Annotated in this window: 20 protein-coding genes; 10 read left to right on the forward strand and 10 right to left on the reverse strand. The window is 56.7% G+C overall.

The genetic code is table 11. The features are described from left to right. The first annotated feature begins 40 nt into the window (after positions 1 to 40). Together GJR98_RS15465 and GJR98_RS15470 are read left to right on the forward strand one after the other, a co-directional pair. Positions 41 to 1,282 (forward strand): Zn-dependent hydrolase, encoded by a 1,242-nt coding sequence (locus tag GJR98_RS15465; protein ID WP_151139629.1) that lies wholly within the window; start codon positions 41 to 43, stop codon positions 1,280 to 1,282. Further along, positions 1,279 to 2,319 carry an LLM class flavin-dependent oxidoreductase gene (locus GJR98_RS15470; RefSeq protein ID WP_151139630.1) on the forward strand — a complete coding sequence of 347 codons (1,041 nt, stop codon included), beginning with the start codon at positions 1,279 to 1,281 and terminating at the stop codon, positions 2,317 to 2,319. Before GJR98_RS15465 ends, GJR98_RS15470 begins: the two co-directional genes overlap by 4 nt. Before the next feature lie 24 nt (positions 2,320 to 2,343). Here the strand turns inward: GJR98_RS15470 and GJR98_RS15475 are convergent, their stop codons facing one another. Beyond that, on the reverse strand, positions 2,344 to 2,973 hold the full coding sequence (locus tag GJR98_RS15475; protein WP_151139631.1) for an isochorismatase family protein: 630 nt from the start codon (positions 2,971 to 2,973) through the stop codon (positions 2,344 to 2,346). 110 nt (positions 2,974 to 3,083) lie between these two features. Between GJR98_RS15475 and GJR98_RS15480 the strand changes: the two genes are divergently transcribed. Both GJR98_RS15480 and GJR98_RS15485 read left to right on the forward strand, forming a co-directional pair. After that, the gene (locus GJR98_RS15480; RefSeq protein WP_151139632.1) at positions 3,084 to 3,839 is read left to right on the forward strand and encodes an SDR family NAD(P)-dependent oxidoreductase; all 756 of its coding nucleotides are present in this window, start codon (positions 3,084 to 3,086) and stop codon (positions 3,837 to 3,839) included. A gap of 67 nt (positions 3,840 to 3,906) precedes the next feature. Next, a complete protein-coding gene (locus GJR98_RS15485) occupies positions 3,907 to 4,752 on the forward strand; it encodes an ABC transporter permease (protein ID WP_151139633.1) in 846 nt (281 codons plus the stop codon). 38 nt (positions 4,753 to 4,790) lie between these two features. On the opposite strand, the gene GJR98_RS15490 is transcribed toward GJR98_RS15485, so the two are convergent. The 3 genes from GJR98_RS15490 to GJR98_RS15500 are packed head-to-tail and all read right to left on the reverse strand — an operon-like array spanning position 4,791 to position 7,009. Then, positions 4,791 to 5,201, reverse strand: coding sequence for a DUF3830 family protein (locus GJR98_RS15490; RefSeq protein ID WP_151139634.1), 411 nt, complete (start codon positions 5,199 to 5,201; stop codon positions 4,791 to 4,793). Positions 5,202 to 5,206: 5 nt separating this feature from the next. Further along, entirely contained in the window at positions 5,207 to 5,974 is a 768-nt protein-coding gene (locus tag GJR98_RS15495) for an SDR family NAD(P)-dependent oxidoreductase (RefSeq protein WP_151139635.1), read from the reverse strand. A gap of 60 nt (positions 5,975 to 6,034) precedes the next feature. Then, positions 6,035 to 7,009, reverse strand: coding sequence for an asparaginase (locus GJR98_RS15500; RefSeq protein ID WP_151139636.1), 975 nt, complete (start codon positions 7,007 to 7,009; stop codon positions 6,035 to 6,037). 167 nt (positions 7,010 to 7,176) lie between these two features. On the opposite strand from GJR98_RS15500, the gene GJR98_RS15505 reads away from it, so the two are divergent. Together GJR98_RS15505 and GJR98_RS15510 are read left to right on the forward strand one after the other, a co-directional pair. After that, the gene (locus tag GJR98_RS15505; RefSeq protein ID WP_191965508.1) at positions 7,177 to 8,604 is read left to right on the forward strand and encodes a substrate-binding domain-containing protein; all 1,428 of its coding nucleotides are present in this window, start codon (positions 7,177 to 7,179) and stop codon (positions 8,602 to 8,604) included. 39 nt (positions 8,605 to 8,643) lie between these two features. Further along, positions 8,644 to 9,579 (forward strand): ABC transporter permease, encoded by a 936-nt coding sequence (locus GJR98_RS15510; RefSeq protein ID WP_225316439.1) that lies wholly within the window; start codon positions 8,644 to 8,646, stop codon positions 9,577 to 9,579. 55 nt (positions 9,580 to 9,634) lie between these two features. Here GJR98_RS15510 and capA read toward each other — a convergent pair whose 3' ends face one another. The 5 genes from capA to GJR98_RS15535 all read right to left on the reverse strand — a co-directional run bounded on the left by capA (position 9,635) and on the right by GJR98_RS15535 (position 16,590). Further along, positions 9,635 to 11,698: a caprolactamase subunit alpha gene (gene capA, locus GJR98_RS15515; RefSeq protein ID WP_151139637.1), complete on the reverse strand. Its 2,064-nt coding sequence runs from the start codon at positions 11,696 to 11,698 to the stop codon at positions 9,635 to 9,637. After that, positions 11,698 to 13,485, reverse strand: coding sequence for a caprolactamase subunit beta (gene capB, locus GJR98_RS15520; protein WP_225316440.1), 1,788 nt, complete (start codon positions 13,483 to 13,485; stop codon positions 11,698 to 11,700). The genes capA and capB overlap by 1 nt, the downstream gene beginning before the upstream one ends. 62 nt (positions 13,486 to 13,547) lie before the next feature. After that, positions 13,548 to 14,303: an aspartate/glutamate racemase family protein gene (locus tag GJR98_RS15525; RefSeq protein WP_151139638.1), complete on the reverse strand. Its 756-nt coding sequence runs from the start codon at positions 14,301 to 14,303 to the stop codon at positions 13,548 to 13,550. Positions 14,304 to 14,480: 177 nt separating this feature from the next. Further along, positions 14,481 to 15,038: a MaoC family dehydratase gene (locus GJR98_RS15530; RefSeq protein ID WP_151139639.1), complete on the reverse strand. Its 558-nt coding sequence runs from the start codon at positions 15,036 to 15,038 to the stop codon at positions 14,481 to 14,483. An 85-nt stretch (positions 15,039 to 15,123) separates the two neighbouring features. Next, positions 15,124 to 16,590 (reverse strand): acetyl-CoA hydrolase/transferase C-terminal domain-containing protein, encoded by a 1,467-nt coding sequence (locus tag GJR98_RS15535; RefSeq protein ID WP_151139640.1) that lies wholly within the window; start codon positions 16,588 to 16,590, stop codon positions 15,124 to 15,126. Between the two features lie 232 nt (positions 16,591 to 16,822). Between GJR98_RS15535 and GJR98_RS15540 the strand changes: the two genes are divergently transcribed. The 4 genes from GJR98_RS15540 (at position 16,823) to GJR98_RS15555 (ending at position 24,099) form a co-directional block, all read left to right on the forward strand. After that, a complete protein-coding gene (locus GJR98_RS15540) occupies positions 16,823 to 18,028 on the forward strand; it encodes an acyl-CoA dehydrogenase family protein (RefSeq protein ID WP_151139641.1) in 1,206 nt (401 codons plus the stop codon). A 367-nt stretch (positions 18,029 to 18,395) separates the two neighbouring features. Then, positions 18,396 to 19,169, forward strand: a complete 774-nt coding sequence (locus GJR98_RS15545; RefSeq protein ID WP_151139642.1) for an IclR family transcriptional regulator — start codon at positions 18,396 to 18,398, stop codon at positions 19,167 to 19,169. 2,072 nt (positions 19,170 to 21,241) lie between these two features. Next, positions 21,242 to 23,008, forward strand: coding sequence for a DUF2206 domain-containing protein (locus GJR98_RS15550; protein ID WP_191965509.1), 1,767 nt, complete (start codon positions 21,242 to 21,244; stop codon positions 23,006 to 23,008). 80 nt (positions 23,009 to 23,088) lie between these two features. Further along, a complete protein-coding gene (locus tag GJR98_RS15555) occupies positions 23,089 to 24,099 on the forward strand; it encodes a glycosyltransferase family 2 protein (RefSeq protein WP_151139644.1) in 1,011 nt (336 codons plus the stop codon). A gap of 96 nt (positions 24,100 to 24,195) precedes the next feature. Here GJR98_RS15555 and GJR98_RS15560 read toward each other — a convergent pair whose 3' ends face one another. Continuing rightward, positions 24,196 to 25,632, reverse strand: coding sequence for an oligosaccharide flippase family protein (locus tag GJR98_RS15560; RefSeq protein WP_151139645.1), 1,437 nt, complete (start codon positions 25,630 to 25,632; stop codon positions 24,196 to 24,198). Between the last annotated feature and the right edge of the window lie 478 nt (positions 25,633 to 26,110).

Raw genomic sequence — 26,110 nt, forward strand, 5'->3', positions numbered from 1 at the left:
TGAGACAAAGATTTATCTATCATTTCGGACACAGTCTAGTATGACAATCCGGTTAGATAGAGAGCGGTTCGTGGCGACGATGAAAGAGCAGGCCGAAATCGGTGCCACCGACGGTGGCGGCCTTCACCGCCTCACCCTGTCTGACGACGACAAGGAGATTCGTGATTGGTTCGCAGTGCAGATGGAAGAGGAGGGCCTCGACATCCGAATCGACGAATTCGGCAACATGTTCGGTCGACGCGAGGGAACCGACCCCGATGCCAAGCCAGTTCTCGTCGGGTCACACCTCGACTCACAGCCATATGGGGGGATATACGACGGTGCTCTGGGTGTCATCGGTGCGCTCGAACTCATCAGGACTCTCAACGACGAAGACGTCGAGACGACCCACCCCGTCGAAATCGTCAACTGGACCAACGAAGAGGGGTCTCGATTCCAACCGGCGATGCAGGGAAGCGGTGTCTGGGCAGGAGCCCACTCGCTGGAAGAAGAGTACGCGAAGACGGACGCTGACGGAAAGGTGTTCGAAGAGGAACTGGACCGAATTGGGTACAGAGGCGACGTCCCAGCAGAGCCACAAGAAGCGTACGAAGCGTACCTCGAACTACACGTCGAACAGGGGCCGTACCTCGAAGAGAACGGAAAAGAGGTCGGCGTCGTCACCGGAATCGTCGGCTTCACGTGGGGTGCAGTAACCTTCTACGGGGAGGCCGACCACTCAGGCCCGACGCCGATGCATTACCGGAAGGACGCACTCGTCGCGGCTGCGGATGTCATCACCCAGATTCGACGGATTCCGAGCACGCTCGGTGAGCGGACCGTCGGGACGACTGGCTACGTCGACGTGAAGCCGAACTCCATCAACATCATCCCCGACGAGGTGACGTTCACGTGGGGATTCCGCGACCCAAGCGACGACGTCATCGAAGAGGCGTATCAGCGCGTCCTTCAGGAGGCGGAATGGGCGGCAGAACGCGAAGGAATCGACTGGGAGTGGGAAGAGCGGATGCGTGCGCCTGCAGTCGAATTTGCTGACCAGTGTGTCGATGCGGTCCAATCGGCAGCAGATGCCCTCGAGTTAGACAGCATGCGTATCTTCAGCGGTGCAGGTCACGACGCCACGCACATGCACAGTGTCTGTGATACGGGGATGGTGTTCGCCCCGAGTGAGAACGGGAAGAGCCACAACGAATCCGAATATACGAGTTGGGACGACTGCTACGCGGCGGCGTCGACACTTGCGAACGCTGCGGTGACTCTCGCAGGCGGTGATGCGCAATGAGCGACCCCGAATTCGACCGACTCGGTATCTGGAACTGGGAACGGCCAGACATTCGCGACGAGATTCGATACGCACAGTACGCCGAAGAGAAAGGATTCGACACGGTCTGGCAGGGTGAGTCACGTCTCGTTCGAGACGCGATGACCGTCATGGGAGCCTACTCACAGGTGACGGACCGAATCAAGTTCGCCCCCGGCGTGACCAACTGCTACACACGTAACGTCGCGCTGATGGCGCAGACGTTCTCGACCCTGCACGAACTCTCCGATGGCCGGGCGATGCTCGGTATCGGCGCGTGGTGGGACCCGTTGGCGTCGAAAGTCGGCATCGACCGACAGAACCCACTTCGGTACATGTGGGAGTACTGTACGGTCCTTCGTCGCTTGCTCGACCTCGAAAACGTCACGTACGACGGGCAGTTCATCTCGGTCGACGATATCGAATTAGACCTCGTGCGGTCGGACGCGGGACCACGACAGGTTCCAATCTACATCGGCGCGACGGGGCTGACGATGAACAAGATGTCTGGCGAACTCGTCGGAAAAGGAGTCATCGACGGCGTCTACATGAACTACCTGATTCCGCCATCACACAACGAACAGGCGATGAAAGCGCTGACGAAGGGTGTCGAAAAACAGGGTGGACACATCGACGACGTGGACCGTCCACAGTTAATCGCCGTCTCGATGGACGAAGACCGAGACGTCGCCATCGACAACGCTCGTGGGCTGGTTACACAGTACATCGGCCAACAACCACACATCCGTGAGAACTGTGGCATCGACCCCGAAATCGGCGAACAGGTCGAACAAGAACTCGGTGGCTGGCCTGCCTCGGCCGAAGATATCGAACGGGCGAGTCGTCTCGTTTCGGACGAAGTCGTCACGAACATCGTGGCAGCGGGCACTCCTGAAGACTGTGTGCAGAAAGTCAGTGATTACTGTGACGCTGGCTGTACGGAACCGTCTCTGTACTCTCTCGGCCCGAACGTCGAGGAAGTCATCGACACGTTCGCAGCGTACAAGACTGCTAAATAACGACCCCTCAGCGGGGTTCCCCTGTCACTGTTCAGTGAGGTACGAGACGACTTCGTCGACGGGACGAACGTCTGCGTACTTCGCGTTCATGTCGAACAAATTCGACTCGTGTGGCTCGATCGCTCGGTCACCGACCGCTTCTTCGGGAACGATTGTCCGGTAGCCGTTCGCACAGGCATCGACGACAGATGCGCGGATGCACCCACTTGTCGTACAGCCCGTGACGACGAGTGTATCGACTCCCCACGCGACGAGCATCGACGAGAGTTCTGTACCGTGGAAGCCGCTTGCTTGCCGCTTGTCGAGGATGTGGTCGGTGTCGGCGACGTCGAGTCTGTCGTCGATTTCGACCCACTTGGTTCCGGCTGCAAGTGTATCGAGTCGGGGAATCTTCTTCATCCAGATGCCGTAATCGGCACCAGTCTCGTGGCTGGTGATAATGCGTGTGAACACCACCGGCACGTCGTTGTCGTGGGCGGCTTCGAGCAATCGGTTGGTTCGCTCGATAACCGCAGTCAAGTCACCACCAAGTGGATTTTCGGGGTCAGTGAACCCCTTCTGCAAATCGACGACTAGCAGTGCTGGATGTGCCCCGTATCCGACTCGGGTGTCCATACTCGCCCGTTCGTACGTCGCACGCTTGTCCGAAGACATACCAGTAGAGTTCAACGAATGGCGATATAACTCTTTCAACGGTGCGAACGATGCGTGAGGGGCCGAAAGAGGGAGTGAACACTTTTGCGAAATGGGTGTGTCTCTCACGCATGGAGTCACTCGACGGAAAAACAGCGGTAGTGACGGGAGCAAGCAGTGGAATTGGACGCGGTATCGCGAAGGGGTTAGCCGAAGCGGGGGCGACAGTCGCGGTCAACCACCCGCCGAATTCGACAGAGGCTGAAAAAGCCGCTACTGTCGTCGACGAAATCCGTGCGGCGGGAGGTGACGCATTCGCTCTCGAAGGAGACGTGAGCGATGAAGCGAGTGTCAGAGCGATGGTCGAGACGTTCGAGTCGGCACACGGTCCGGCCGACGTACTCGTCAACAATGCAGGCATCGTCACACAATCACCTCTCGCCGAGATGCCGGTCGAGATGTGGGACGAAGTGATGGCCGTGGACCTACGTGGGGTGTTTCTCGTGACGCGATTTTTCCTCCCTGGGATGCTCGACGCCGGGCGAGGAAGCATCGTCAACGTCGCATCGCAACTGGGTATCAAGGGTGCGACGGAACTGGTCCACTACTCGGCAGCGAAAGGAGGGGTCATTACGTTCACTCGAGCGCTGGCCCGTGAGATATCACCGACAGTACGGGTGAACGCCATCGCGCCCGGCCCCATCGAGACGGACTTGCTCGGTGACCTCTCTGAGGAGTGGCGTGCTGCGAAAGAGGCCGAACTCCCGATGGGGCGTCTTGGTCGTGTCGAAGACGTCGTTCCGACGGCAGTCTTCCTCGCGAGCGACGACAGTGCGTACTACACTGGGCAGACACTGAGCCCCGACGGTGGTGATGCAATGCACTAAGTATTGTCACGAATCGAGGCTGCTGGAACTGAGGATTTATAGTGGTGGACGGTCTTCTCCGTGTTAGATGTCAACAAAAGCCGCGCGGACGAGCGAGGCAACCCAGGGGTCTGGCCTCGCTTCGTTCGTCGAACGAATCAACATAAAGCACGTCCTCATCGCGTACTTTGCTCTTGCAGCGCTGTACATCTACCTCCCGATTATCTCCATCATCGCGTTCTCGTTCAACTCTGGGGGGCTCACGTTCCCGTTCGTCGAGTTCACCACCAGATGGTACTCTGAACTCTTAGCGACGGACGCGATGGTCGAGGCGGTTGGACGGTCACTGCAACTCGCAGTCGTGGTGATGATCATTACGACGATTCTGGGAACGGCAGCGGCGCTCGCGTACCGCTATGACTTCTGGGGACAGCGTGGGCTGTTGTTCCTGCTCATCATCGGTATCATTACGCCGGGAATCACCTACGGTGTCGGTGCGACCCTGTTCTTGAACGAGCTGCTCGGGCTCAGCAAAAGTCTCTGGTTGGCCGTCCCCGTGCACGTGGTGTGGACGCTTCCGTTCGCGGTTATCGTCTTGCTCGCGGGGTTCCCACCGAACCTCGCAGAGAACGAGGAGGCCGCACGCGTGATGGGTGCCGACAACATCACGGTGCTCCGGCAGATTATCCTTCCACAAATCGCACCGACAGTGCTCGGCGCCGCCGTGTTCGCGTTCACGCTCTCGTACAACGAAGCGACGCGTAGTCTCCTCTTGCTGGGGAACGAGAACACGATGCCGCTGGAGGTCTTCTCTATCGCATCGGCGACTCGGGCAACCCCCGACCTGTTCGCACTGGGAAGCATCACGACGATTGCCTCGACGCTTCTCATCGCCATCGCTGGCATTCTCGTCTTCCGTGGACGGAACAGCTAATCTCCCAAGCTAAAAGTCGATTTTTCACTCCATCGCCGTCACTCGGTGATGGTTATTTTCTGCACTCCGTCGCGTAAGGTCCGCACTTCGAGCGCTGCGAGCTCTTCGCGGGTGGCATCGAGCATTCCCACGTGATTTCCGGCGAGTTCACCGGCCGGACTCTTGAAACACGTGGGCCCACATGCGATGAGTATCTCCTGTTCGTTCCGATACCCGGGGTACAGGAGTACGTCACCGCGAGATGGATAGACTGTGTGGTTCTCTCGAGGAACATCGCCGAGGTCTTCGTCGTCGATGTTCACCCAGACCGCGTACCCGCTCCAGCGGACGTGCATTAGCTCCGACTCGAGTGGAAGGAGAGAGCGAAGTACCCGGACAGACTCGGGGGCTTCGTCTTCGAGCAACGTCATGGTGTAGGACTCGTCGCCGATGGTGAGTGTGAGCGTCATGGTGGTTACCGGGCCGTCCACCCGCCGTCGACACTCAGAATGTGACCGGTGACGAAGTTGCTCTCGTCGCTCGCGAGGAAGAGTGCGGCATCGGCGATGTCTTCGGGTTGACCGAAACGTGGCCACGGGGTCGACGCTTGCCAGTCCGCCAGTAGCTCGGGGTCGTTCTCACGCCACTCTGCGTTCTGGGCGGTCTCGATGATACCGGGGGCCAGTGCGTTCACGTTGATCTCTTCTGCAGCGTAGTCGAGTGCCATCTGCCGTGTGAGGTTGGATACTGCACCCTTCGACGCACAGTATGCCCCGCTGTTTCCAGCTCCGACGAGGCCCAGAATCGACGAGAGATTGATAATTTTCCCGTTGTCGCTCTCCCGGAGGTGTGGGAGTGCCAGCTTACAGCAGAGGAACAGTCCTCTGAGGTTCACGTCCATGATTTCGTCCCATTCGTCCAGCGGGGTCTCGTCGACGGTGTACTGGTAATAGATACCCGCGTTGTTGACGAGGATATCGAGGCCACCGAACTCCGAGACGGTGGTGTCGATTGCAGACTGAATCTGCTCGGGGTCGGTTACATCCATCTCCACGAACGTGTAGTCGGCCCCGACTTCGTCGAGTTTGTCGAACACCGACCGCTCCGTATCGAGTTTGGGGTCCCGCCTGACGTCAGCGACGACGACACTCGCTCCTTCTCGTCCGAACGTTGCTGCGATTGCATTACCGATTCCAGAACTCGCTCCCGTCACGAGAGCGACTTTGCCCGCCAATCGAGACATGTGAACACACACCACAGGAAACAGCAAATAGCTGTCGCCGAGGAGGCATACGGCTCCGCTCTACGCTTCGAAGAATTCACGCACGGATTCGTCGTCGTCGACGACACTCAGTGCGTACACGAGTTTCAAGCGTGCTTTCTGTGCTGGTAAGTCTCCACCAGACACGACCCCGTGCTTCGCGAGTGTCGCTCCACCCCCGCCAGTACCGTAGACGCCGCTGACGGAGCCTGCCCCACACCGAGACGTCACGACGACGGTGACGCCGGCATCGATAGCGTCTGCAATGGTATCCCCGAGTGCTGAGGTGACGTTTCCGAGACCGGTCCCCTCGACGACGAGGCCATCGACGCCTGCATCGACGGCACGCTCGACCTGTTCAGCGCCGACCCCAACACCTGACTTGACCATCTCGACGGATGCTGCTGGCTCTGTCACTGGGATGTCCACCGACCGACTGCCGGGCGCCCGGAAGAACCGCACACCGTCACGAGTCGTCACGGCAACCGGTCCCTTGTCAGGCGAACCGAACGTATCCAATTTACTGGTGTGCTGCTTCGTCACGTCTCTGGCGGCGTGGAGTTCCTCGTCGAACGCGATGTAGACGCCGTCGACACCGGTGAGTTGTTCGTGTGCCGCGAATCTGACCGCTGTGAGGAGGTTTGCGGGTCCGTCCGAACTAATCTCGTCGGGACGCCGTTGTGCTCCCGTGAACACGACGGGTGCGTCGACGTCGAGCGTGAGGTCGAGTGCGTAGGCTGATTCTTCCATCGTATCCGTCCCATGGGTGACGACGATTCCAGCTGCACCCGCGTCGACAGCATCGACCACTGCCTCACGAAGGGCAGTGATGGTCTCGAAGTCCATGTCGAAACTCGGCCGCTGGGCGACTTCTTCGACAGTGAGATTCGCGTAGTTTTCGAGTTCAGGGACCGCTTCGACGAGTTCAGCACCGCGTTTTTGTGGTGTCGCACCACCGTCTCCCGACGTACTCGCAATGGTTCCACCTGTGCTGAGAACGACGATGTCTGGTCGCATACCACCAATCGACGAACGATGTCGTTAGTTCTTTCGCCGCCGCGGCCCGAAAACTGTAAGATTTCTGTCCGTATATTGTTCAAACTTTGGCATCAATGCCCGAAATTATCCAACGATTGGGCGACAATAGGTGAAAGTATAAGTACGTTGCAGTCACAAATGGTATCATGTCACGCGGTATCAGTAGACGTAACTTCATGTTGGGCCTCGGCGCAACATCAGGAACGATGGCACTAGCAGGTTGCACTGGTGGTGGCGAAAACGGCGGGGGTTCCGGCGGCGGTAATGGAAACGGTGGCGGCGGCGGTGGCGGTGACAGTACGACTACTTCTGGTGACTCGGGTGGTGCCGCTGGCGAACGCCCAATGCGCTGGATGGGTCCGGCGTGGGCCGTCCGCGACGGCCAAAAAGAGAAGTTCACCGAGATGACCGGCATCCCGATTGAGGTGACGACTGCTGACATTCCGACGACGCAGCAGAAGTTGCTCAGTGGTGACCGCGCGACGTTCGACGCGTTCTCTATCGACAGTTCCGGGGCGGGTGCGATTACCAAGGACAACAACGCCAGTCTAACGGTTCCGAAAGACGCCCTCGACAAGTGGGACGAAGAGAAGATTACTGAACTGTTCACGAACCCCGGAGAACGTGTGAGCTATCTCGGAGCACAGACCGACACGATTCTCGACGAACTGTGGGCCGACGACGGGAAGACAGAACTACTCTTCCCCCCACACGTGTACAACTTCGACGCAATCGGCCTGAATCCGAAACTGGTCGACGAGTCGGCAGTCAGCACGTGGAGTGCCCTGTTCGACCCACAGTACGAGGGGAAAGTGGCGATGGGTGCGACGTCAGCCATCACCATCCCCGAGGCACTGATGCACATGTTGGACAACGACATGATCGAAGGGAACGTTGGTGACTTGAACGACCCGACGACGGACCAACTCGACGCTGCAGTCGACTTCCTCATCAAGGAAAAGGAGAGAGGTCAGTTCCGGTCGACTTGGGTCGCCTACGGGAATTCGGTCAACCTCATGGCCAGTGAAGAAGCAGTCCTCGGTGACATCTGGCAACCAGCCTGTCTCGACGTTCGCCGGGCAGGAACGCCCTGCACGTACGCGACCATGAGTGCTGGTGTCCAAGGATACCGCTACTGGTACGGTGGCATCGCTCCACTGAACCCCGGTGCAACGGACCGCAACAACGTCGATATGGTTCACACCCTCATCAACGACGTCCACTACGGCGCGTGGTTCCCCGGATACATCCAGGGCTGGGGCTACTCCGTCCCGCACTTCCCGAACAAGGAACTCGTCCGTGACGGTTCCGATGATTCTGGTCAGGGAATGGGTCCCGAGTACTACGACTGGGCGTACGAAGGCAAGGCGACCTACCAAGCCGTCGACGAACCGGGGCTGTTCGACCCACAACAGTACGAGTGGTCGATGGAGGAAGGTGACCCGAGCTCAGATGGACAGGTGCGCAACAGTGGCCCTGTGGAAGAACGTATCGACCGTATCGGGTTCTTCCAAATCTGGCCCAGCAACGCCGACTACATGCTCGAACGGTGGAAGGACTTCACGAGCGCCTAGACGAATACGGAATCAAATTTTTGGATACGATATCACACAATGTCAGATAGCTACAGACCGACCGCAAGTTCGGAACAAGCAGAACAGCAACCAGAAGCCGAGAAAGGCATCCTCGAGCGACTGAAAGGGGTGCGTCTCGGAGAGGTTCAGGTACTTGTGGGACCAACTATACTGTGGTTCTTCTTGTTCCTGATCGCTCCGCTCCTCGTCATTCTCTATTACAGTTTCCTCACCTACTCGAGCTTCAACGTCGAGTTCACGCTGACGCTCGACGCGTGGGAGGCCGTCTTCCAACCGACTATCTACGACGTCTTCATCCGCTCGCTGCTCATCGGCGTGGCCGTCACCGTCGTGACGCTCATCTTCGGATACCCGTTAGCGTACTACCTGCGCTTCTACACCAGCCAGAATGGGGGTATCCTACTGTTGCTGTTCCTCGTCATCCCATTCTGGACCTCTGCAGTCATCCGTACCATCGGTTGGTACCCGATTCTCGGAAGGACCGGCGTGGTTAACAAACTCCTCATCCAATGGGGTCTCGTCGACGCGCCGATAGGGGCGCTCCTGTTCTCGCCATTCTCACAAATCGTCGGGTACCTCGGGGCCTACATCGTGTTCATGGCAGCACCCATCTTCATCTCGCTCTCACAGATCGACGAGGACCTGCTGGATGCGTCCGAGACGCTTCGCGGTGACCCAATCGATACGTTCAGATATGTTACGCTTCCATTAAGTCTGCCAGGTGTGGTCATTGGCGTCATCTTCGTGTTCGTTCTCTCTATCGGGGACTTCACCATTCCTCAGTTCCTCTCGGGAGGGAAAGGAACGATTACGACGCTCATCTACCTGTCTGTCAACACTGGTCTGAACTACCCCGACGCAGCAGCGCTCTCGATTGCGCTCCTCGTCATCATCTTCACTGTCGTCTACGTCCTGACGCGGTTCGTCGACATCAGTAAAATCGCACAGAGCTGATCGGCGAGCCTCGTCTGTTCTTCCTCTTCTGTTTCGAAAAAATACCGCAGTGAACTCAGTTTCCAGTCGTGAGTTCGTAGACTCCCACCTCGTCGAGTCGAGCGTGCCATCCCGGGTTGACGACGATCGTCGTCGTGTCTTCTTCGATGATGGCTGGGCCGTCTATCTCGGCGCCCGATGGGACGAGTGACCCATCGTAGACCGTCGTTTCGACGAACCCACCTGCTCGCTCGAAGTAGGCGTCGCGTGTCCCGGACTTCGCGTCCGACAGTTCATTGTCGGCCGAGAGAACGCCCTCCACGTCCGGTGGCGTGACCTTCCCGTAGGCGACGCTCTCGATGTTGATGAGGTCGACAGCGGTCTCTGGTTCGGCGTAGGTGTAGAGTTCCTCGTGGCGTCGGTCGAAGGCTTCACGGAGCTCAGAGAGCCACTCGTCGGTGATCTCTGTGGCCGGCATCTCGACTTCACACTCTTTGATCTGGTTCTGGTACCGCATCTCGAAGACACGCTTGAGACTGATGTCTTCGTCGCTGATTCCTTCTGTGCGGAGTTGCTCGACACCTTCGGCCTCCAGCGAAGCGAACACCGCTTCGAGGTCTTCGGGGTCGACGTCGGTGATTGCAGACGGGTAGGAGGCGAGCGTGTTGTGCTTGTAATCAGAGACGACCTCACCATACGCACAGAGGACGCTCGCCGTCTTCGGGACGAGAACTCTCCCGATGCCGAGTTCGTCGGCGAGCCCTGTTGCGTGGGCCGGCCCAGCGCCGCCACCACAGACCATCGTAAAGTCACGCGGGTCGTGACCCTTCTCGATGCTCACTTGGCGGATTCCGTCGACCATCGTCTTGTTGACGATTTCGAGAATCCCAGCGGCAGCAGTCTCGGTGTCGAGGTTGGATTCGTCGGCGATGTGTTCCGCGACGGCACGCCACGAGGCGTCAGCGTCGATAGCCATTCGCCCACCGAGGAGTTCAGTCTGGTTGAGGTAGCCGAGGACGACGAGCGCGTCTGTCGTCGTTGGACGCGTCCCTCCACGGTCGTAACAGGCCGGACCCGGGTCTGCGCCGGCACTCTCGGGGCCGACTTTCAACACCCCACGGTCCAACTGAGCGATGCTGCCGCCACCTGCACCGATGGTCTCGACTTGGAGCATCGGAAGTCCCATTCGATACCGCATGAGGTCGAAGTCCTTGCGAATCTCCGTCGACCCATCTCGTGTGAGACTGACGTCGAAACTCGTTCCACCCATGTCGATGGTGATGACGTCCTCTGAGCCGAACTGGCGTCCAAGGTGAAGGCCTGCGGCCGGACCACCTGCTGGCCCGGAGTTGATCGCGTAAGCCGGCCGTGCCCGGAGCGACTCGCTACTTCCGATTCCGCCGTTCGCCTGGATGTACCGAATCTGTCCGTCGAATCCGTGTTCGTGGAGATACTCGTCGACCTGTTCGACGTAGTTGTCGAGCGTTGGTTTGACGTATGCGTTGACGACAGTCGTGCTCGTGCGGGTGTACTCACGTACCTGCGGAAGGACAGTCGACGAGACCGATGTGTACACGTCCGGGAGTTCCTCTTCGATGATTTCGACCACGCGTCGTTCGTGTTCTGGATTCGCGAACGACCAGACCAGTGAGACAGCGACGGCCTCGACGCCTTCGTGTTTGAACCGTTCGATAGCCTTGTAGACGTCGTCTTCGTGGAGTGGTTCGTACTCGGACCCATCGGAGAGGATGCGCCCACGAACAGGCATCCGCAGGTAGCGTGGAACGAGCATCTCTGCCATCGGGTACTCCATGTCGTATCGGTGGCCGTCTTCTTTGTGCCCGAGACGAATCTCGAGTGAGTCCTCGTGACCCGCCGTACAGATGAGGCCGGTCTTCGCACCCGTGTGCTCGATAATCGCGTTCGTCGCCACCGTCGTCCCGTGGATGATGATGTCGATAGACGAGAGTAGTCCGGCGATGTCGGTGTCGAGGTCGTCGGCGACGAGTTCCAGACCATCACGGACAGCCTGTGATGGGTCTGACGGCGTCGATGGGGTCTTGTACACGTTGAGCGTGTCCTCGCCTGAAAGGACGAAGTCGGTGAACGTCCCGCCGCTATCGATTCCAAGCCGGTACATCAGGCGTCACCTCCGGCAGTGGCAGTCTCAGAACCTGCATTTCTCGCTTGCCGGACCTTCTCTGTCTCTTCTTCGTCGAGCGTTCCATCGTCGTGCATGACGACGCCGTACTCTTCGTACGCGCCGACCTGCGTGACGATTCCGTTTTTCACGTCCTCGACGACGTTTTCGACAGGGCGAGTCAGTGGGTCGCCCACGCCACCGCCGCCGGGGTTGTAGTTCCGACACCGCTCGCCTGGTTTCACACCGAAGATTGTGTTCTCTCGGTACTCTTCGATACTACCGTCTTCGTGTTCGTGTTCGACGAAGCCGAGTTTCGGTCGTTCGAGTGAGTTGTACGCCCCAAGTGCGTTCGGCGTCCCGTTCTTTCTGCCTTCGCCCCACATGATTATCTGCATCTCGTGGCCTCGCGGTTCGACCTCCCACACTGTCCCGCACCCGCCACGCTGTCTGCCCGCTCCGCCGCTATCTGGACGGAGTGAGTACCGGTGGAGGATGAAGGGGTACATGTGTTCCATAATCTCGACGTCGCCGCTGGAGAGCGCACCGAAACAGCAGAGTGGGCCGCGGGAGTGCCACCCGTCCATGTTGTGGGCGGCCCCCGCCCCGCTGATAATCGAGGCGAGAACCATCGTGGTGTACGCCTTCCCTGTCTCTGGCTTCGTTCCAGCGACGTTGACACCGCTCGTGTGTCCCCACGAGGCGACAGCACGCTCTGGGACGGCCGCTTCCAGGGCAGTTCGCACTGCATCGGTAATCGTCTCGCTGGGTGTCGTGGTGCAGTTTACGTGCGGTGCCGGTTCTTGGGCGTTCGTCATCGTCCCCGGCTCGCCCACGTCGACAGTCAGTGGGCGGTACAGCCCTTCGTTGTAGGGAGGGTCGAGCTGCATGAACATCATGAAGCCAAGGTATACTCCGCTCATGGAGTTGGCTTCGTACGAGTTGATGTAGTACGGGACCTGTTCGGGAGATTCGAGTTCGATGTGTGCCTCGTCGCCCTCGATGGTGACGTGTGCAGTGATATCTATCTCTCCGAGGCCGTGACCGGAGTCTTCGAGTGGTGACGTCCCGGTGTACGTCCCGTCCGGGATGGACTCGATTTCCTCGCGCATCTGCTCTTCTGCCCGGTCGAGTAGCCGGTCGAAACAGGTGTTGACGGTGTCGATACCGTAGCGTTCGACGAGTCGTTTCAGGTGGCGTTCACCGATTTGAACCGCACCGTGTTGCGCGTTCAAATCGCCTTTCCAATCTTCTTCAGATCGCACGTTGGCGAGCAACAGGTCTCGAACGTCCTCACGCAGCTCACCAGCGTCCCACAGTTTAATCGGCGGAATTCGAAGTCCTTCGGCGTATATCTCGGTCGCTTCGGGGTTGTAGCCACTGGGAACTGGCCCACCGATGTCGGTTACGTGTCCCTTCGAGACGGTCCAGTACTGGAGTTCGTCGTCGACGAAGACCGGTTTGTACATACAACAATCGAGGATGTGACTCCCGCTGTGTGCGGGGTCGTTGTGATACATCACGTCCCCGGGTTGGACGTCGTCTGCGAACCGCTCGATTATGGCCTTGGTCGCGGGCATGAGGCTCCCGAGGTGGATGGGAATGTCTTGGCCCTGAATGAGCATCTGCCCTTTTGCATCGAACAGCGCGTTCGAATAGTCCCGGGCGATGTTGAGAACACTCGACCGTGCTGTGTTCATCATCGTGGTCGTCATCTCGCGTTGCGCTGTCTCCAGTGCACCCTGGACGACCGACAGGGTAATCGGATCGATTTCGCGGGTCATCATTGAGAATGACACGCACACCAATATTATAACTAGCGGCCCGTGAGGGGCGAAAATGTGGCGTCTCAGTCGTCGGCCGTCGGCGACTCGTCACTGAACTGGAAGTGGTCTGGGTAGCCTCGCTGGAGTTTCGACTCGGGGCGCTTGTACGTCATCACTGAACTCGTAGACTTGCCGAGTGTGACGAGCGACTCTGCGAGAACGGCGGCTGCACCCACACTGTCGATGACAGGGACTGGCAGTTCTGCTTCGAGTGCCTCGTCGAGGCCACCCATGCCCGCACACCCGAGACAGATAACCTCAGCACCGTCTTCCTCGATGGCTTCCCAGCTAACCTCAAGAAGCCCTTCGATCGTCGCCTCCCGTGCCGTCTCCGTCTCGATGACGGTTAGGTCAGTACACCGAACTGACGCACAGTTGGATTCCATCCCCGTCTTTTTGACCGCGGCTTCGATGAAGTCACGCGCACGTGGAAGAATCGTCGCAACTGAGAACTTCGCACCGAGCATATTCGCCATGTACATCGACGCTTCGGCGATGCCAACGACCGGTTTGTCCGTCACTTCTCGACACGCTTCGATACCCGGGTCGCCCCAGCACGCGACGATGAACGCGTCGATATCGTCCTCGGCTGTGAGAATCTCTTCGAGCAATCCAGGGACTGCGAGGTAGTCGTCGTAGTAGGACTCGATACTCACTGGGCCACGTTCTGGTGACACGGCGATGATTTCGGTCGTATCTTGGGTGTACCTGTCTGCGACACGCCCGATGTTCTCTGTCATCTCGAGGGTCGTATTCGGATTTATCGCCTTGATTTTCATGTTCCTCGCTAGCACGACACGCTCAAATTATAAAGCCGTTAGCGGTCGGAGAGGGGAGGAGAGAATCCGCGCCACTATCAAACCGACTCGTTTGGGACGTGGGTGGTGCCTCTGACAGCAGTGACTCGGCTTCTCCCGGTTGGATATCTGATTGGCTATCTACTTGTGTTTACCTGTTCAGAGGTCAGACGGTTGTGTTCCAATACCCTCAGGCCACCCTGTTGGTTTGGCGGCCGTGGGCTGTGCGTGTTCCCGTTTCAAGACCATCGGGGTGCGTTTCAACGACAGCACGAGGACGTTATCCTGGTTGTACGTCCTGAGTTCGGTCGTGACGATGCCGACGTGTGGACGAGACGAACTCTCCCGTTTCTCCAGAACCTCGCTCTCGGCGAAGAGGGTGTCCCCGTGGTAGACAGGTGCGTGGTGTCGAATATCGTCGTATCCGAGATTTGCAGTCGCATTCGCCGAGACGTCGATGACGCTCATCCCGACGGCGAGTGCGATGACGAACGTGCCGTCGACGAGCCGCTCACCGAACTCGGTCTCGGCCGCGTACGCCTCGTTGAAGTGCATCGGGTTGAGGTTCATCGTGATGTTGGTGAACCACACGTTGTCTGTCTCGGTCACAGTCCGCCCGTAGGGATGCTTGTAGATATCTCCGACAGTGAAGTCCTCGTAGTATCGTCCTTCCCAGCCATTCGCTAGTCGCCGTTCGTGGTCAGTCGCTTCGGTCATGTGTGGCACACGTGAACACGCAGTCATCCTATACCAACGTTTGCATCGCTGAGCGTTCCACCGTTTGACGAGGGTGAGGTGGTCCTCAATCGAGGTACCAATCGAAGACTGTGGTAAGGTCGTGAGGAATGTGTCCGCCACCCTTGTCAGCCCGCTCCAGATAGTCGCGAAGGTCGTCCTGGAACGAGGGATGTGCACACTGACTGACCATCACGTCGGCGCGTTCACGAGGCGCGAGTCCCCGAAGGTCGGCGACGCCCTGTTCGGTGACGATAATCGAGAAGTCGTGTTCTGTGTGGTCCACGTGAGGAACCATCGGCACGATTCGCGGAATTGCCCCGTCTTTGGCGGTCGACCCGAGTGCGATGACGCCGATGCCACTGTTACGAGTGAAGTCACCGCTTCCACCGATGCCATTGGCGACGTGTGTCCCGGCGATATGGGTCGAGTTGACGTGGCCGTAGAGGTCGACTTCTAGTGCACTGTTGACGCCGATGACGCCGAAGCGGTCGATGAGTGCGGGGTTGTTGGAGACATCGGCGTTCCGAACGATGACGCGCTCAGCGTACCGCTCGATGTCGGCGAACAGGCGTTCTTGTCCCTCTCTGGAGAGCGCGAGTGAGGCCGCACTGGCCGAGACGAGTTTGTCGTCGTCGATCATGTCGAGGAGTCCATCCTGAATGACCTCACCGTAGTACGCGACTGTTCGGTCGCCGAAGTCGACGTCGTTGAACGCACCCATCAAGGCGTTGCCCAGACTCCCAACGCCGAATTGGAGATTCACCGACGAAGCGAACAACGGGTTTCGTTCGACTTCGTCCGCGAGAAACGCCGCGAGGTTGGCTGCAATCTTCTCGTCGGTCTCTGTGGGTTCTCTGAACGTGTAGGATTTGTCTGGTCGGTCAGTCCGAACGACCATCTCCAGTTTTTCGGGTTCGAAACTGATACGCGGCGAACCGATTCGGTCGCCCGGGGCGTTGAGTGGAATCGGTTCACGGTTCGGTGGGGTTGCCCGCGAATAGACGTCGTGGAGGAGTTGTAGTTCGAGCGGTTGTGCATCGTTGACTTCGACGATGAGTCGAGATGCGCTATGGACGTACGTCGGCGTGTGGCCGACAGACGTGGTCGGGATGAGCCAGTCGGGACCGACGGCGACTGCTTCGACGAGTGCGACGTTAGGAGTGCCGTAGTGGCCGAAGGCGACTTCGTCGCCGAGTCGGGAGATGTGGCGGTCGTGGAACGCGATGTGGCCGTCGTTGACTGCGGTCCGGGCGGTGGGTGTGGCCTGATACGGGAAGCGTCGTTCGATCGCGTCGGCTTCGACCAGGGCGGTATCGACTTCACCCCCGACGCTGCCGCCACTGATGACGGTCAGTGACAGGTCTCTGTCGCTCGCAGCGAGTGCAAGCGGGACGGCTTTCGGGTATCCCGCCCTGCCGAACCCGCTCAATACGAGAGTGGCGTCGTCATCGATTAGCGCTGCTGCCTCCTCGGGAGAGCCGGTCGGAACTCCGTCGGCGATGCGGTCTGTGACTGGGAGGTTTCTGTTCATCGTTCACCTGGGGTCCGCTCTGGTCGCGCGGGAATCCAGATACGGTGTCGTGTCTCTGTGCCACTCATCGGAATCACAGTACAGGTCTGACGGAAAATAGAATAAACGTTGTGTACAGATTCCAGCAACACGTTTCGGTCCACCACTCTCCAGAGACACGACCGCCCGAGTTCATGTCGGCGAGACCTAACGAGCCCATAGGTTTATTCAAACCTCACTCCAACGGGGACCGATGAAGACGGTAACTTCCGATAGCGTAGAGCTATCAGCACAACAGCGTCTCGTCAGAGATAGTATCCGGGATATCTGCGATGATTTCGACCACGAGTACTGGCGGCAAAAAGACAAAGACGGCGAGTATCCTTCGGAATTCGTCGACGAACTCGGAGCGCACGGTTGGTTCGGTGTGCTGATTCCTGAAGAGTACGGTGGTGCCGGTATGGGCACGCCCGAAGTTGTGGTGATGATGGAAGAGATTGCTGCAGCAGGAGGTGGATTCTCTGCTGCACAGGCAATTCACGGTGGAATCTACAACTCGGTCCCCATCGTCCGCTACGGGAGCGAGGAGATGAAAGAAGAACTCCTCCCGTCTGTGGCGAACGGCGATACTGCGATTCAGTCGTTCGGGCTCACCGAACCGAATGCAGGGTCCGACTCGACATCGATCGAGACGTTTGCCAAAAAACAGGGTGACGAGTACGTTATCAACGGCCAGAAAATCTGGACCTCTCGTGTCGATGCGAGCGACTACATCGTGCTCGTCGCCCGAACGACGCCGAAATCGGAAGTCGAAAAGCGAACTCGCGGAATCTCGATGTTCCTCGTCGATATCGACGAAGCAGTGTCCGAGGGGAGTCTCGAGATGAAGGCAATCCCCAAATCGGCGAGCAATGCAGTCCACGCGTACGAACTCTGGTTCGAAGACCTTCGGCTCTCTGCAGACCGACTCATCGGTGAGGAAGGAAACGGGTTTTACCAGGTGCTGGATGGTCTCAACGAAGAACGTCTCGTCATCGCTGCAGAGTGCATCGGGCTCGGCGAACTTGCAATCCAACGGGGTGTCGACTATGCAAACGAGCGGGTCGTCTTCGGCCGGCCAATCGGACAGAACCAAGCGATTCAGCACCCGCTGGCGAAAGCGTACGCCGAGTTACAGGCCGCGAAGATGCTGACGTACAACGCCGCCGCCGTCGTCGACGAAGACACTGGTGCGGCAGTTGGGGCGCAAGCGAACATGGCGAAGTACTTGGCCGCAGAAGCGGCTTTCGCTGCTGCTGACGCTGCAGTGCAGGCACACGGTGGCTTCGGCGTTGCGACCGAGTACGACGTCGAGCGGTACTTCAGGGAAGCACGACTCACACGGTTGGTTCCCATCACCCAAGAGTTGGTGCTGAACTATCTCGGCGAGAAAGTCCTGGGTCTCCCCCGTTCGTACTAATCATCGATGGTCTGTATCATCGACCACGTGCGAACACGAGAAGTGGAATCGAACGCTCTCGACTCGCACCACTGTGACCCCCACCACTCCACCGTTCACTCCTGCCGAATGGACTGGGCCACTGAGTGGTACCATTGTGGTCTCATCGCTGAAATCCATGCGTGGCAGTATTCGAGCGAAATCACATGTGTTGGAACACAACATGGCAACTGGCACACATTGTCACGGAACTCGTGTGCAGGATATCGCGTCGAGCAGCGTTCGGCAGGGGCGAATGGTGAGTGAGTTGATGAATTGCACAGTGTTCGAATCCAAATCTCGCTCGAAGATACTGTTAATACATGAGAGTTAATATCTAACGTTGCATATGGACGAAATCCCACACACTGATTCAAACCTGCGTTCGGTCGAACTTTCGTTCGGCATCATTGAACAGCTTCGAGGACGTGGGAAGACGACCCTTGCCGAACTTACGGCTGAAACCGACCTGGCAAAGAGTACGATACACAGTCACCTCACGACGCTCACCAACCTGGGGTACGTCGTCAAAGAAGACAACGCGTATCGGTTGAGTTTGCGGTTCCTCGAACTCGGCGAAGAGGTACGAAATCTCCAACCTGAGTACAGAATCTTGGTCGACCACGTCGAAGCGTTGGCCGAACGGTTCGAAGAGCGAGCCCAGTTCATCGTCGAGGAGGAAGGAAAGGGTGTGTACATCTACAGGAAGACTGGGAGCCGTGCGGTGATGACCGACTCTGGGGTTGGCAAGCACATTCCGCTTCATTCGACTGCTGCCGGGAAAGCAATCCTCGCGCACATGCCCCGCGAGGAGGTGCAAGAGATCATCGAACGACACGGCCTCGGTTCAGTGACCGAGCACACGATTACCGATGAAGAGGAGTTGTACGAAGAGCTCGACGAAATTCGTGAGCGTGGGTACGCCTTCAACAGAGAGGAAAACCTCGCTGGACTCAACGCCGTTGGCGTGCACGTGAAGGGCGCTGATGGAACGGTGCTGGGGGCGTTGAGTGTCTCTGGTCCATCGTTCCGCCTCAAGGGTGCGCAACTGGAATCCGAGATTCCAGACTTCATGCTCGGCCTCGCGAACGAGATCGAGTTGAATCTGGCGTACCCGCAGTGACCTGGACCGGAGACAGGCGCCCCTCAAATTACAGTAATAGGTCTGTAAATGGTATCACAGAGTCAATGAGATCTCTGAACAGTGTCGTGGTGTCCCCTCAAAATGAAGCACCGGAATCGGATTACAACAGTAGGGCTGTAATCGTTCGTGGTCAACAAAGCGAGCCTATCGAATGACGCCCATCGCTGACTGAGTAGCTTCCACATCGACCTTCTCCGTCGAGTGAGAGTTGTACTCCGTGGAGTCAGTAGATGTGTATATAATATACAATATACAATATCGTTGGGTGTTCGACCGACTGGCTATCTTCTGAGTTGGTAGAATGCTCGGCACGGCTTTTCGCCGAATCAGCTAATTGTCTGTAATGCGCAATCTGTATAGCCAACAGGACTGCTCAGGTTTATTAGTGCGACTATGGTTGGATTCTGGATGTAAATTCACGAACTGTAGTGCTGTCCAATCGTGTGGTACACAGATATTTCTGTGAACGAAATCACTGGGCCGGTAGTATCTCGTCCAACTAACTTGACGTTGGGTCTCGACCATGCTACTATTGATATTGTATATTTCACACATTGGTGGCCACCACGAACCTCTGGTATGACACCCACCTCGTGGTGGTGTCGTTCAAGTGCTTCTAGCTCTCTAGCATCGAGGCTACTCGATCAAGCTGAACGAATTAGATTCCTCACGTCTCTTTCTCTAACCGGCTGTTTGGGAATTTCGACGATTCCGATTTGTGGTCTAAATATTCTGTGTCGAGTCTGTCACCGGAAGTTCGCCCGATTCATATGAAATGTGTCACTATTAGTTTTCTCGTAATCCGCAGCGATGAACTGCAAAACATTACGATTGTACGCATGTAATTTCATCCTAAATCAACTACTGTGGTGGTGGACACTGAATAGCTTCTAGTCTCCTGATTGAGTATGTCATATGCATTCCCTACTATCTGTATACATCACCTAACCGTCCAGAACGAGTTACAGTACGAACGACCGTACTTCTCTAGCAAAGTAGAGTTCAAATATCATTGACTGTACGATATTTCTGGCGAACGGCCATCAACTGCGAGATAGGAACTCTAGTCGATTTCGTAGCGTTTCGAGCGGACGTCGACCAATCGTTGGTGGGACTGCCGTGGTGAATCGTGCTCCCATCGACGGACACCACGGGCTGAACGTGCGAAACCGTGGAATACGAACTTGGCAGGTGAACAGTTTCCTCAACGTACACTCCTCAGCACGCATAAACACGTCACGAAAATTGGGACGCTGGTCGCCCACTGGAACCGAAGTGCTTGCTAAAGTGGCGCCTGAGGAGGTCTTCCACAACTGCTCACAAGTACGCATTCTTCGCGCTGGGTCTCGACTTACCAGTGTTACGACGCGCTCACTCGGTTGCGGTCACCAGTTCTGTCACACCGTTTCTGATGTCGCCACTAGCAACAGAGTTGCGCTGTGTGAGCTACTCGACCCAAGAGCAACACGATTCACCACGGCGGCTGAATCTAGAAGTATAACAAACGGCGAATTACACCCCCATCCAACAGTATCGAATAACCAACCGACTACTTATATTGGTTGAGTGATATTTACAGTTAGAAACGCCGAATTTCAAGCTGAAGTGTAACCATGTCATCCAGATTAAACCGGATGGTTCTCCCGTCTCGTGCACAAACCGTATTGATACAAGTCACAGTAGTGGCGTTACTCTCGATATTCCTGGCAAGTTTTGAGTTTAGAACATCCGGCGCCCTTGCAGCGGGTGCACGCCTGGTGAGTGGTCTCGTACTCTTACTGCTCGTTCCAGGTGTCTTGTTGGTGCGGCTACTCGATCTCGAAGTCGACCGTCTCAGTGAGATTCTGCTACTCGTCGTCGGTTTGAGTCTCTCGATTGTTTCGGTCCTTTCGGTCGTTGTCGGGACCGCCTTACCGATCTTGGGTGTCACAGCGCCGTTTTCGCTGCAACCAATCGCACTCCTTTTCACGGCCGTGCTGGTCGTACTTCTGGTGGCACAATCGCAGTCTGAGTACCAACCGATTCATTTCGATTGGCGTGCGTATTCGCCAGTGATTGTGTTCTACGCGGCAATCCCGATCGTCGCTGTTGCCGCCGCAGGTGCGATGAACGAACTTGGTAATCCACTGTTGATGTATCTGTTCGTGATTCTCGTGGTTGCTGCTGTTCTCTTGCTACCGACGAGATTCGTCTCTTCGAATCTGTATCCTGCGACTGTTTTCCTTATCGCGCTCGGAACCTTCCTGCATAGGAACCTTCTCACTAGCGGAGTCGTCGGTGCGGACATCCAACTCCAGTATTTCATTGCCCAACGAATTATCGAGACACAGGCGTGGTCACCGATCGCTAGTGGTCCGCTCATGGCATTACCAATGGTCAGTTCAGTCCCTGCCATCATCTCGATATTCACGGGCTTGTCGGTCGCGACCGTGTTCAAAGTCGTCTACGTCGGTGTGTTTTCTCTCGTTCCTGTTGGAATCTATTTCGTGGGACGAAAGGTGTTTGGTACCAACGAAGGACTGTTCGGAAGTCTGTTTTTCGTGTTCTATCACGGAACGTTCTATTTCACCCCCGGAAAGCAACTGTTCTCAGAAGTCTTCCTCATCCTCCTCGTCCTGTTGTTCGTGACGGGCCGTCTTTCGACGTCCGGTGGGAAAGTTGCAGGACTACTCTTCACTGTTGGACTCATACACTCGCACTACGGCTCGACGTACGTGCTCGGCGGTTCGCTCCTCGCTGGGTTCCTTCTGCTCACAGTCGTCTCACTGATAGTCGACGACTTCGACCACGAACTCTCTCTGGCGTATCCTGTGGCAGTTCTCACACTGGGGACTGTTTGGTACAGCATCACGACGACAGCATTGGTAGAGTCGATCGCACAAATCCCGCTCTCGATCATCCAGCAAGTAGCGACCCTGTTGCAGGACCCCGTCGTAGGGAGTGGCGCGAGTTACGTTCAACAACAGATGGGCGTTCTCAGAGTCCTCAATGTGCTGGTCTATCTCACGTTGACGGCGTTACTGGGTCTCGGACTCGTATGGCGCGTCGGGAAGAACGCGGCCGACATCAGACGCGACGGGCGAACGATCTATCCTGAGTACACTGCGGTGGCGATACCGATGTTCTTGTTCCTCGCAGCGTCGTTCGTCATCATCGCCAACCTCTGGGCTGACCGAGTCTACCAGATGGTGTTGGTCTTCCTCGCGCCACTCGCGGCGCTTGGATTCCACTTCTTGTTCGTCGTCTTCGGCTCGGTACTCAAACGGCTCGGTAGCTCGATACATCCTCGCCCGCTGTGGGCACTGTTCGCCGTCGTTCTCAGCGTCCTCCTCGTGTTGAACTCGGGGGCCGCCTTCGCTGCTGCCGGGGACGCTAATACGTCCACGTTCGATTCGTCGTCAAACGATTACTCGTTCACCGACGAAGAGCGAGCAGGCGCATTCTGGCTCAAACAACACGTTGGCTTCTCTGACGAGGGGGCGTACAGACCTGGTGCTGTGGAATCTGAGAGTACAGTTACGGTCTACACCGACTCTGTGACGTACCAACTGTTCAGAAGCGTCATGCCGGAAGACTACTACGACGTTCGTGTCGAACGACTCCGAAGTCCGTGGGAACCAGAGTTCGACGAGAGCAGACTGGAGGAGGGGTACGTGTTCATCCGAAAGCGTAGCATCGCGGAGGATTCGAGTGGAGAGGTTCTCCCGATTTCACAGCTCTCTCCAGAAGACGTCTCTGCCATCACTGACTCGGGGACGATAATCTTCGAAAACGAGGATGTGACCATCGTCGAGATCGACCAGAGGCCAGGAGAGTAGCGGATTGGTGATGTAGTCACGCAGTTATTCACGAACATGTGAATATTCCGTTATATTTTCCTCATCCCCGATTGTCTATCATGTCGATACTAGCCGTGAAATCCGAAACACATTCTCCACTTGTGTCGTACGTCGTCGCGACGTACAACCGGCCTGATGACTTGACCGAAGCGATTGATTCGATTCTCAGACAAGAGTACCGCCCCATCGAAGTTGTCGTAATCAGTAACTCGACAGACGAGACAGCGGAGTTGTTTAGTCGCGGAGGCCGGTTCGACTTGGACTGTGTCAAACACTACAACCTACCTGGACGAATGGGTGTCCCGGAAGCACGAAACGTTGGGTTCGACCGTGCATCTGGAGAGATACTCGTCTCGATCGACGACGATGCTGTCCTCAAAAACCCCAACGCGACCGACACAATCGTCTCGAAATTCGAAGACAATCCGGACATCGGTATCCTCGCGTTTCAGTCTCGAAACTACTTCACCGACGAGATCAATCGGAAAGAGATTCCAGACCCGCCAACGTTGGGTATGGACGCCACAGACGAGTTTCGGACCGCGTTCTTCATCGGCGTTGGAAATGCGATTCGACGGTCCACATTGGAGAAAACTGGAGGGTATCCAGCGAGCTTCGTCTACGGATTCGAGGAGATGGACCTCTCGTTTCGAACCCTCGACAACGGCTACGACATTCTGTACACACCATCCGTCGTCGTCCACCACAAGAAGTCTCCAGAAGGTCGACGACCGGATAGAGAGACACAAGAGAGACTCGTTGGCAACCGAATCAAACTCGCTTTCCGGAATCTGCCGTGGCGGTACGTCTTCTTTACGACGCTCATCTGGTCGGCGTACTCGCTCGTGTTGACCAAGCGACTCTCGTCGCTGTGGAGAATCGTTGGTCGTCTGTACGACGATAGAGACGAGTTACTCAACGAGCGACAGGTCATCGATGGAGAGACCATAGAGCGCATCAAATCGCGAAAGACGATGCTGTACGGTTGGTGGTACGGGCCCCACCCGGGACGGATCGTCGGACCGAATGCAGACCCACGTCGACTCTTCTGGGAAGCAGAGAACATCTAGCACTGCCACCGGTAGTTTCGAACGTGAGTGCCCGTTCGAAGACAGTCTCCCCCACGAGAAACGCCCAGCGGAGGTTACGTCCGGTGAGTAACCGTCTCACGCAGTGCCGGTGAAACGCGAACTAAGCATGGACAACGCTGGCGAGATAATCTGTCTTCGGATGTCGGGGACGACGAGGGAAACAGCGACGTAGAGGACTGCACCGATTGCGACCTGAATAACAAGTATGGCAATTCCAGTAACTGGGACTGCAGACTTGATGGCGAGGAGCGACACGCCCATGATAACCGATGCGAACGTGTACCACCCAAACAGCCGTACGGGGAACTCGAACGTAACGGACTGTCGGAGATATCGAGTGTGAAGTGCGGTGTTCACGAGCCAGGAGAAACCGGTCGCAATGGCAGCGCCGACGAACCCAACTGTGAGTATGAGTATGGGGCTCAGAAGGAGGTTGATTCCGATGGAGATGACAGTCGCCTTTGCGGCCAAGTCTGGACGATTGATTGCTCGCACGGAGATTCCGACGATGTCGTTGACCGACTGCACCAACTTCTCGAACATCAGTACGATGAGAACGAGTGAGGCGATGACGTACTCTGGTCCAAAGATATACTGGAGTATCTCTTCAGAGTAAATAATCGCGCCGACGAGTGCAGGAACAGAAGCGAAGACAGAGAAGGCGAGGGCTGTAGTAATGGTCGAGCCGATTTGGTCCACCGCCGAATCAGAGCTCCATCTGCTAATCTGTGGGAATATGGTGAGTGAAATCGAACTGCTCAGCATCAAGACGAGGAGCGTGACTTGCCAAGCCACTTCGTACGCGCCGACGAACTGCTGTGCGAGGAAGAAGCCGATAATCGCAGTGTCCATGAACTGATACACTCGTCCACCGACAGACGTCACGATGTCGAACTTCGAATAGGCGAGGAGTGACCGCATCTGTTCCAGCGACGGACGTTCCAACCGAATCGAACATTTCGCGTACGCCCACACCAGCGCGACAGCGGAACTGATGATCAACCCGTAGATGACTCCCTCGACACCGTATCCGTTCGAGATGAGAACCGAACCGATGACGACCCACACCAATCGTCGACCGAGTTCGATCGGTGCTGTCTCTGCGACACGAAGCTCACCGCGGACAGCTTGGATGTACAACAAGGAGAGTTCTCGACCAACCACCGCGACGATGAGCAACATCGCGAGATTTGCACCGAAGTAGCCATTCAGCCAATCTCGTGCGAGGTAGATTCCGATCGAGACGAAGACCAACAGTACGAGTTTGAAGAGGAGAGCCGAACTGAGCTTTTCTCCGAAGTTCTCGCCTTCGCTGAGACGCTTTTCTAAGGCACCTCGCATGCCCATATCGGCAGGAATCGATAAGAGCCCTTGTGCAGCGAAGAAGAGGAAGAACGACCCCAGCTGCGACGCCCCAAGTACGCGGGCAAAATACGTAATTGCGGCAAACATGAGAACGGCTTTTCCCACTTTCGCGATGAAAAGCCTGAATGTAGACTCCCCGAGATCCATACTCACAGAACAACGACAAAGGGTAAAACATCTGCGCACTGAGCGACATTTTTTTGTCGCAAAATCGGCCTGAATCTGTACGTCTGAGTGGTGGACCTGAATATGCGACCCGGTCAAGAGACGAATTGACTTTCAGCCGAGAGTGTCGAACAACCTCACAATGGCCATAGATAGATAGATAGACACGTGTGGAGACTGCCACTGGTGAATCTCGTCGCAGTACGTCGAAATTCACGGTCGTTTCGGGGCAGATTCGAGAACACTGTCCGAACGAAGCTCGACGTACAGACGAGACCACTCGACTGGACAGAACATATCCCATTGCAGTTCTGTATCGAAATGACTGAACTAGTTGATATTACGTCAATCAGTCGTGACATTCTACCAATCTATGAAAAAGATATAATTAGTGTATTGACAATCCTCTAACTACACCACAGTAACCCACCGCTGGCAGGCGTTGGTGTTCGCAAACTGA

The sequence above is a fragment of the Haloferax marinisediminis genome, assembly GCF_009674585.1.
Lineage (GTDB): Archaea > Halobacteriota > Halobacteria > Halobacteriales > Haloferacaceae > Haloferax > Haloferax marinisediminis.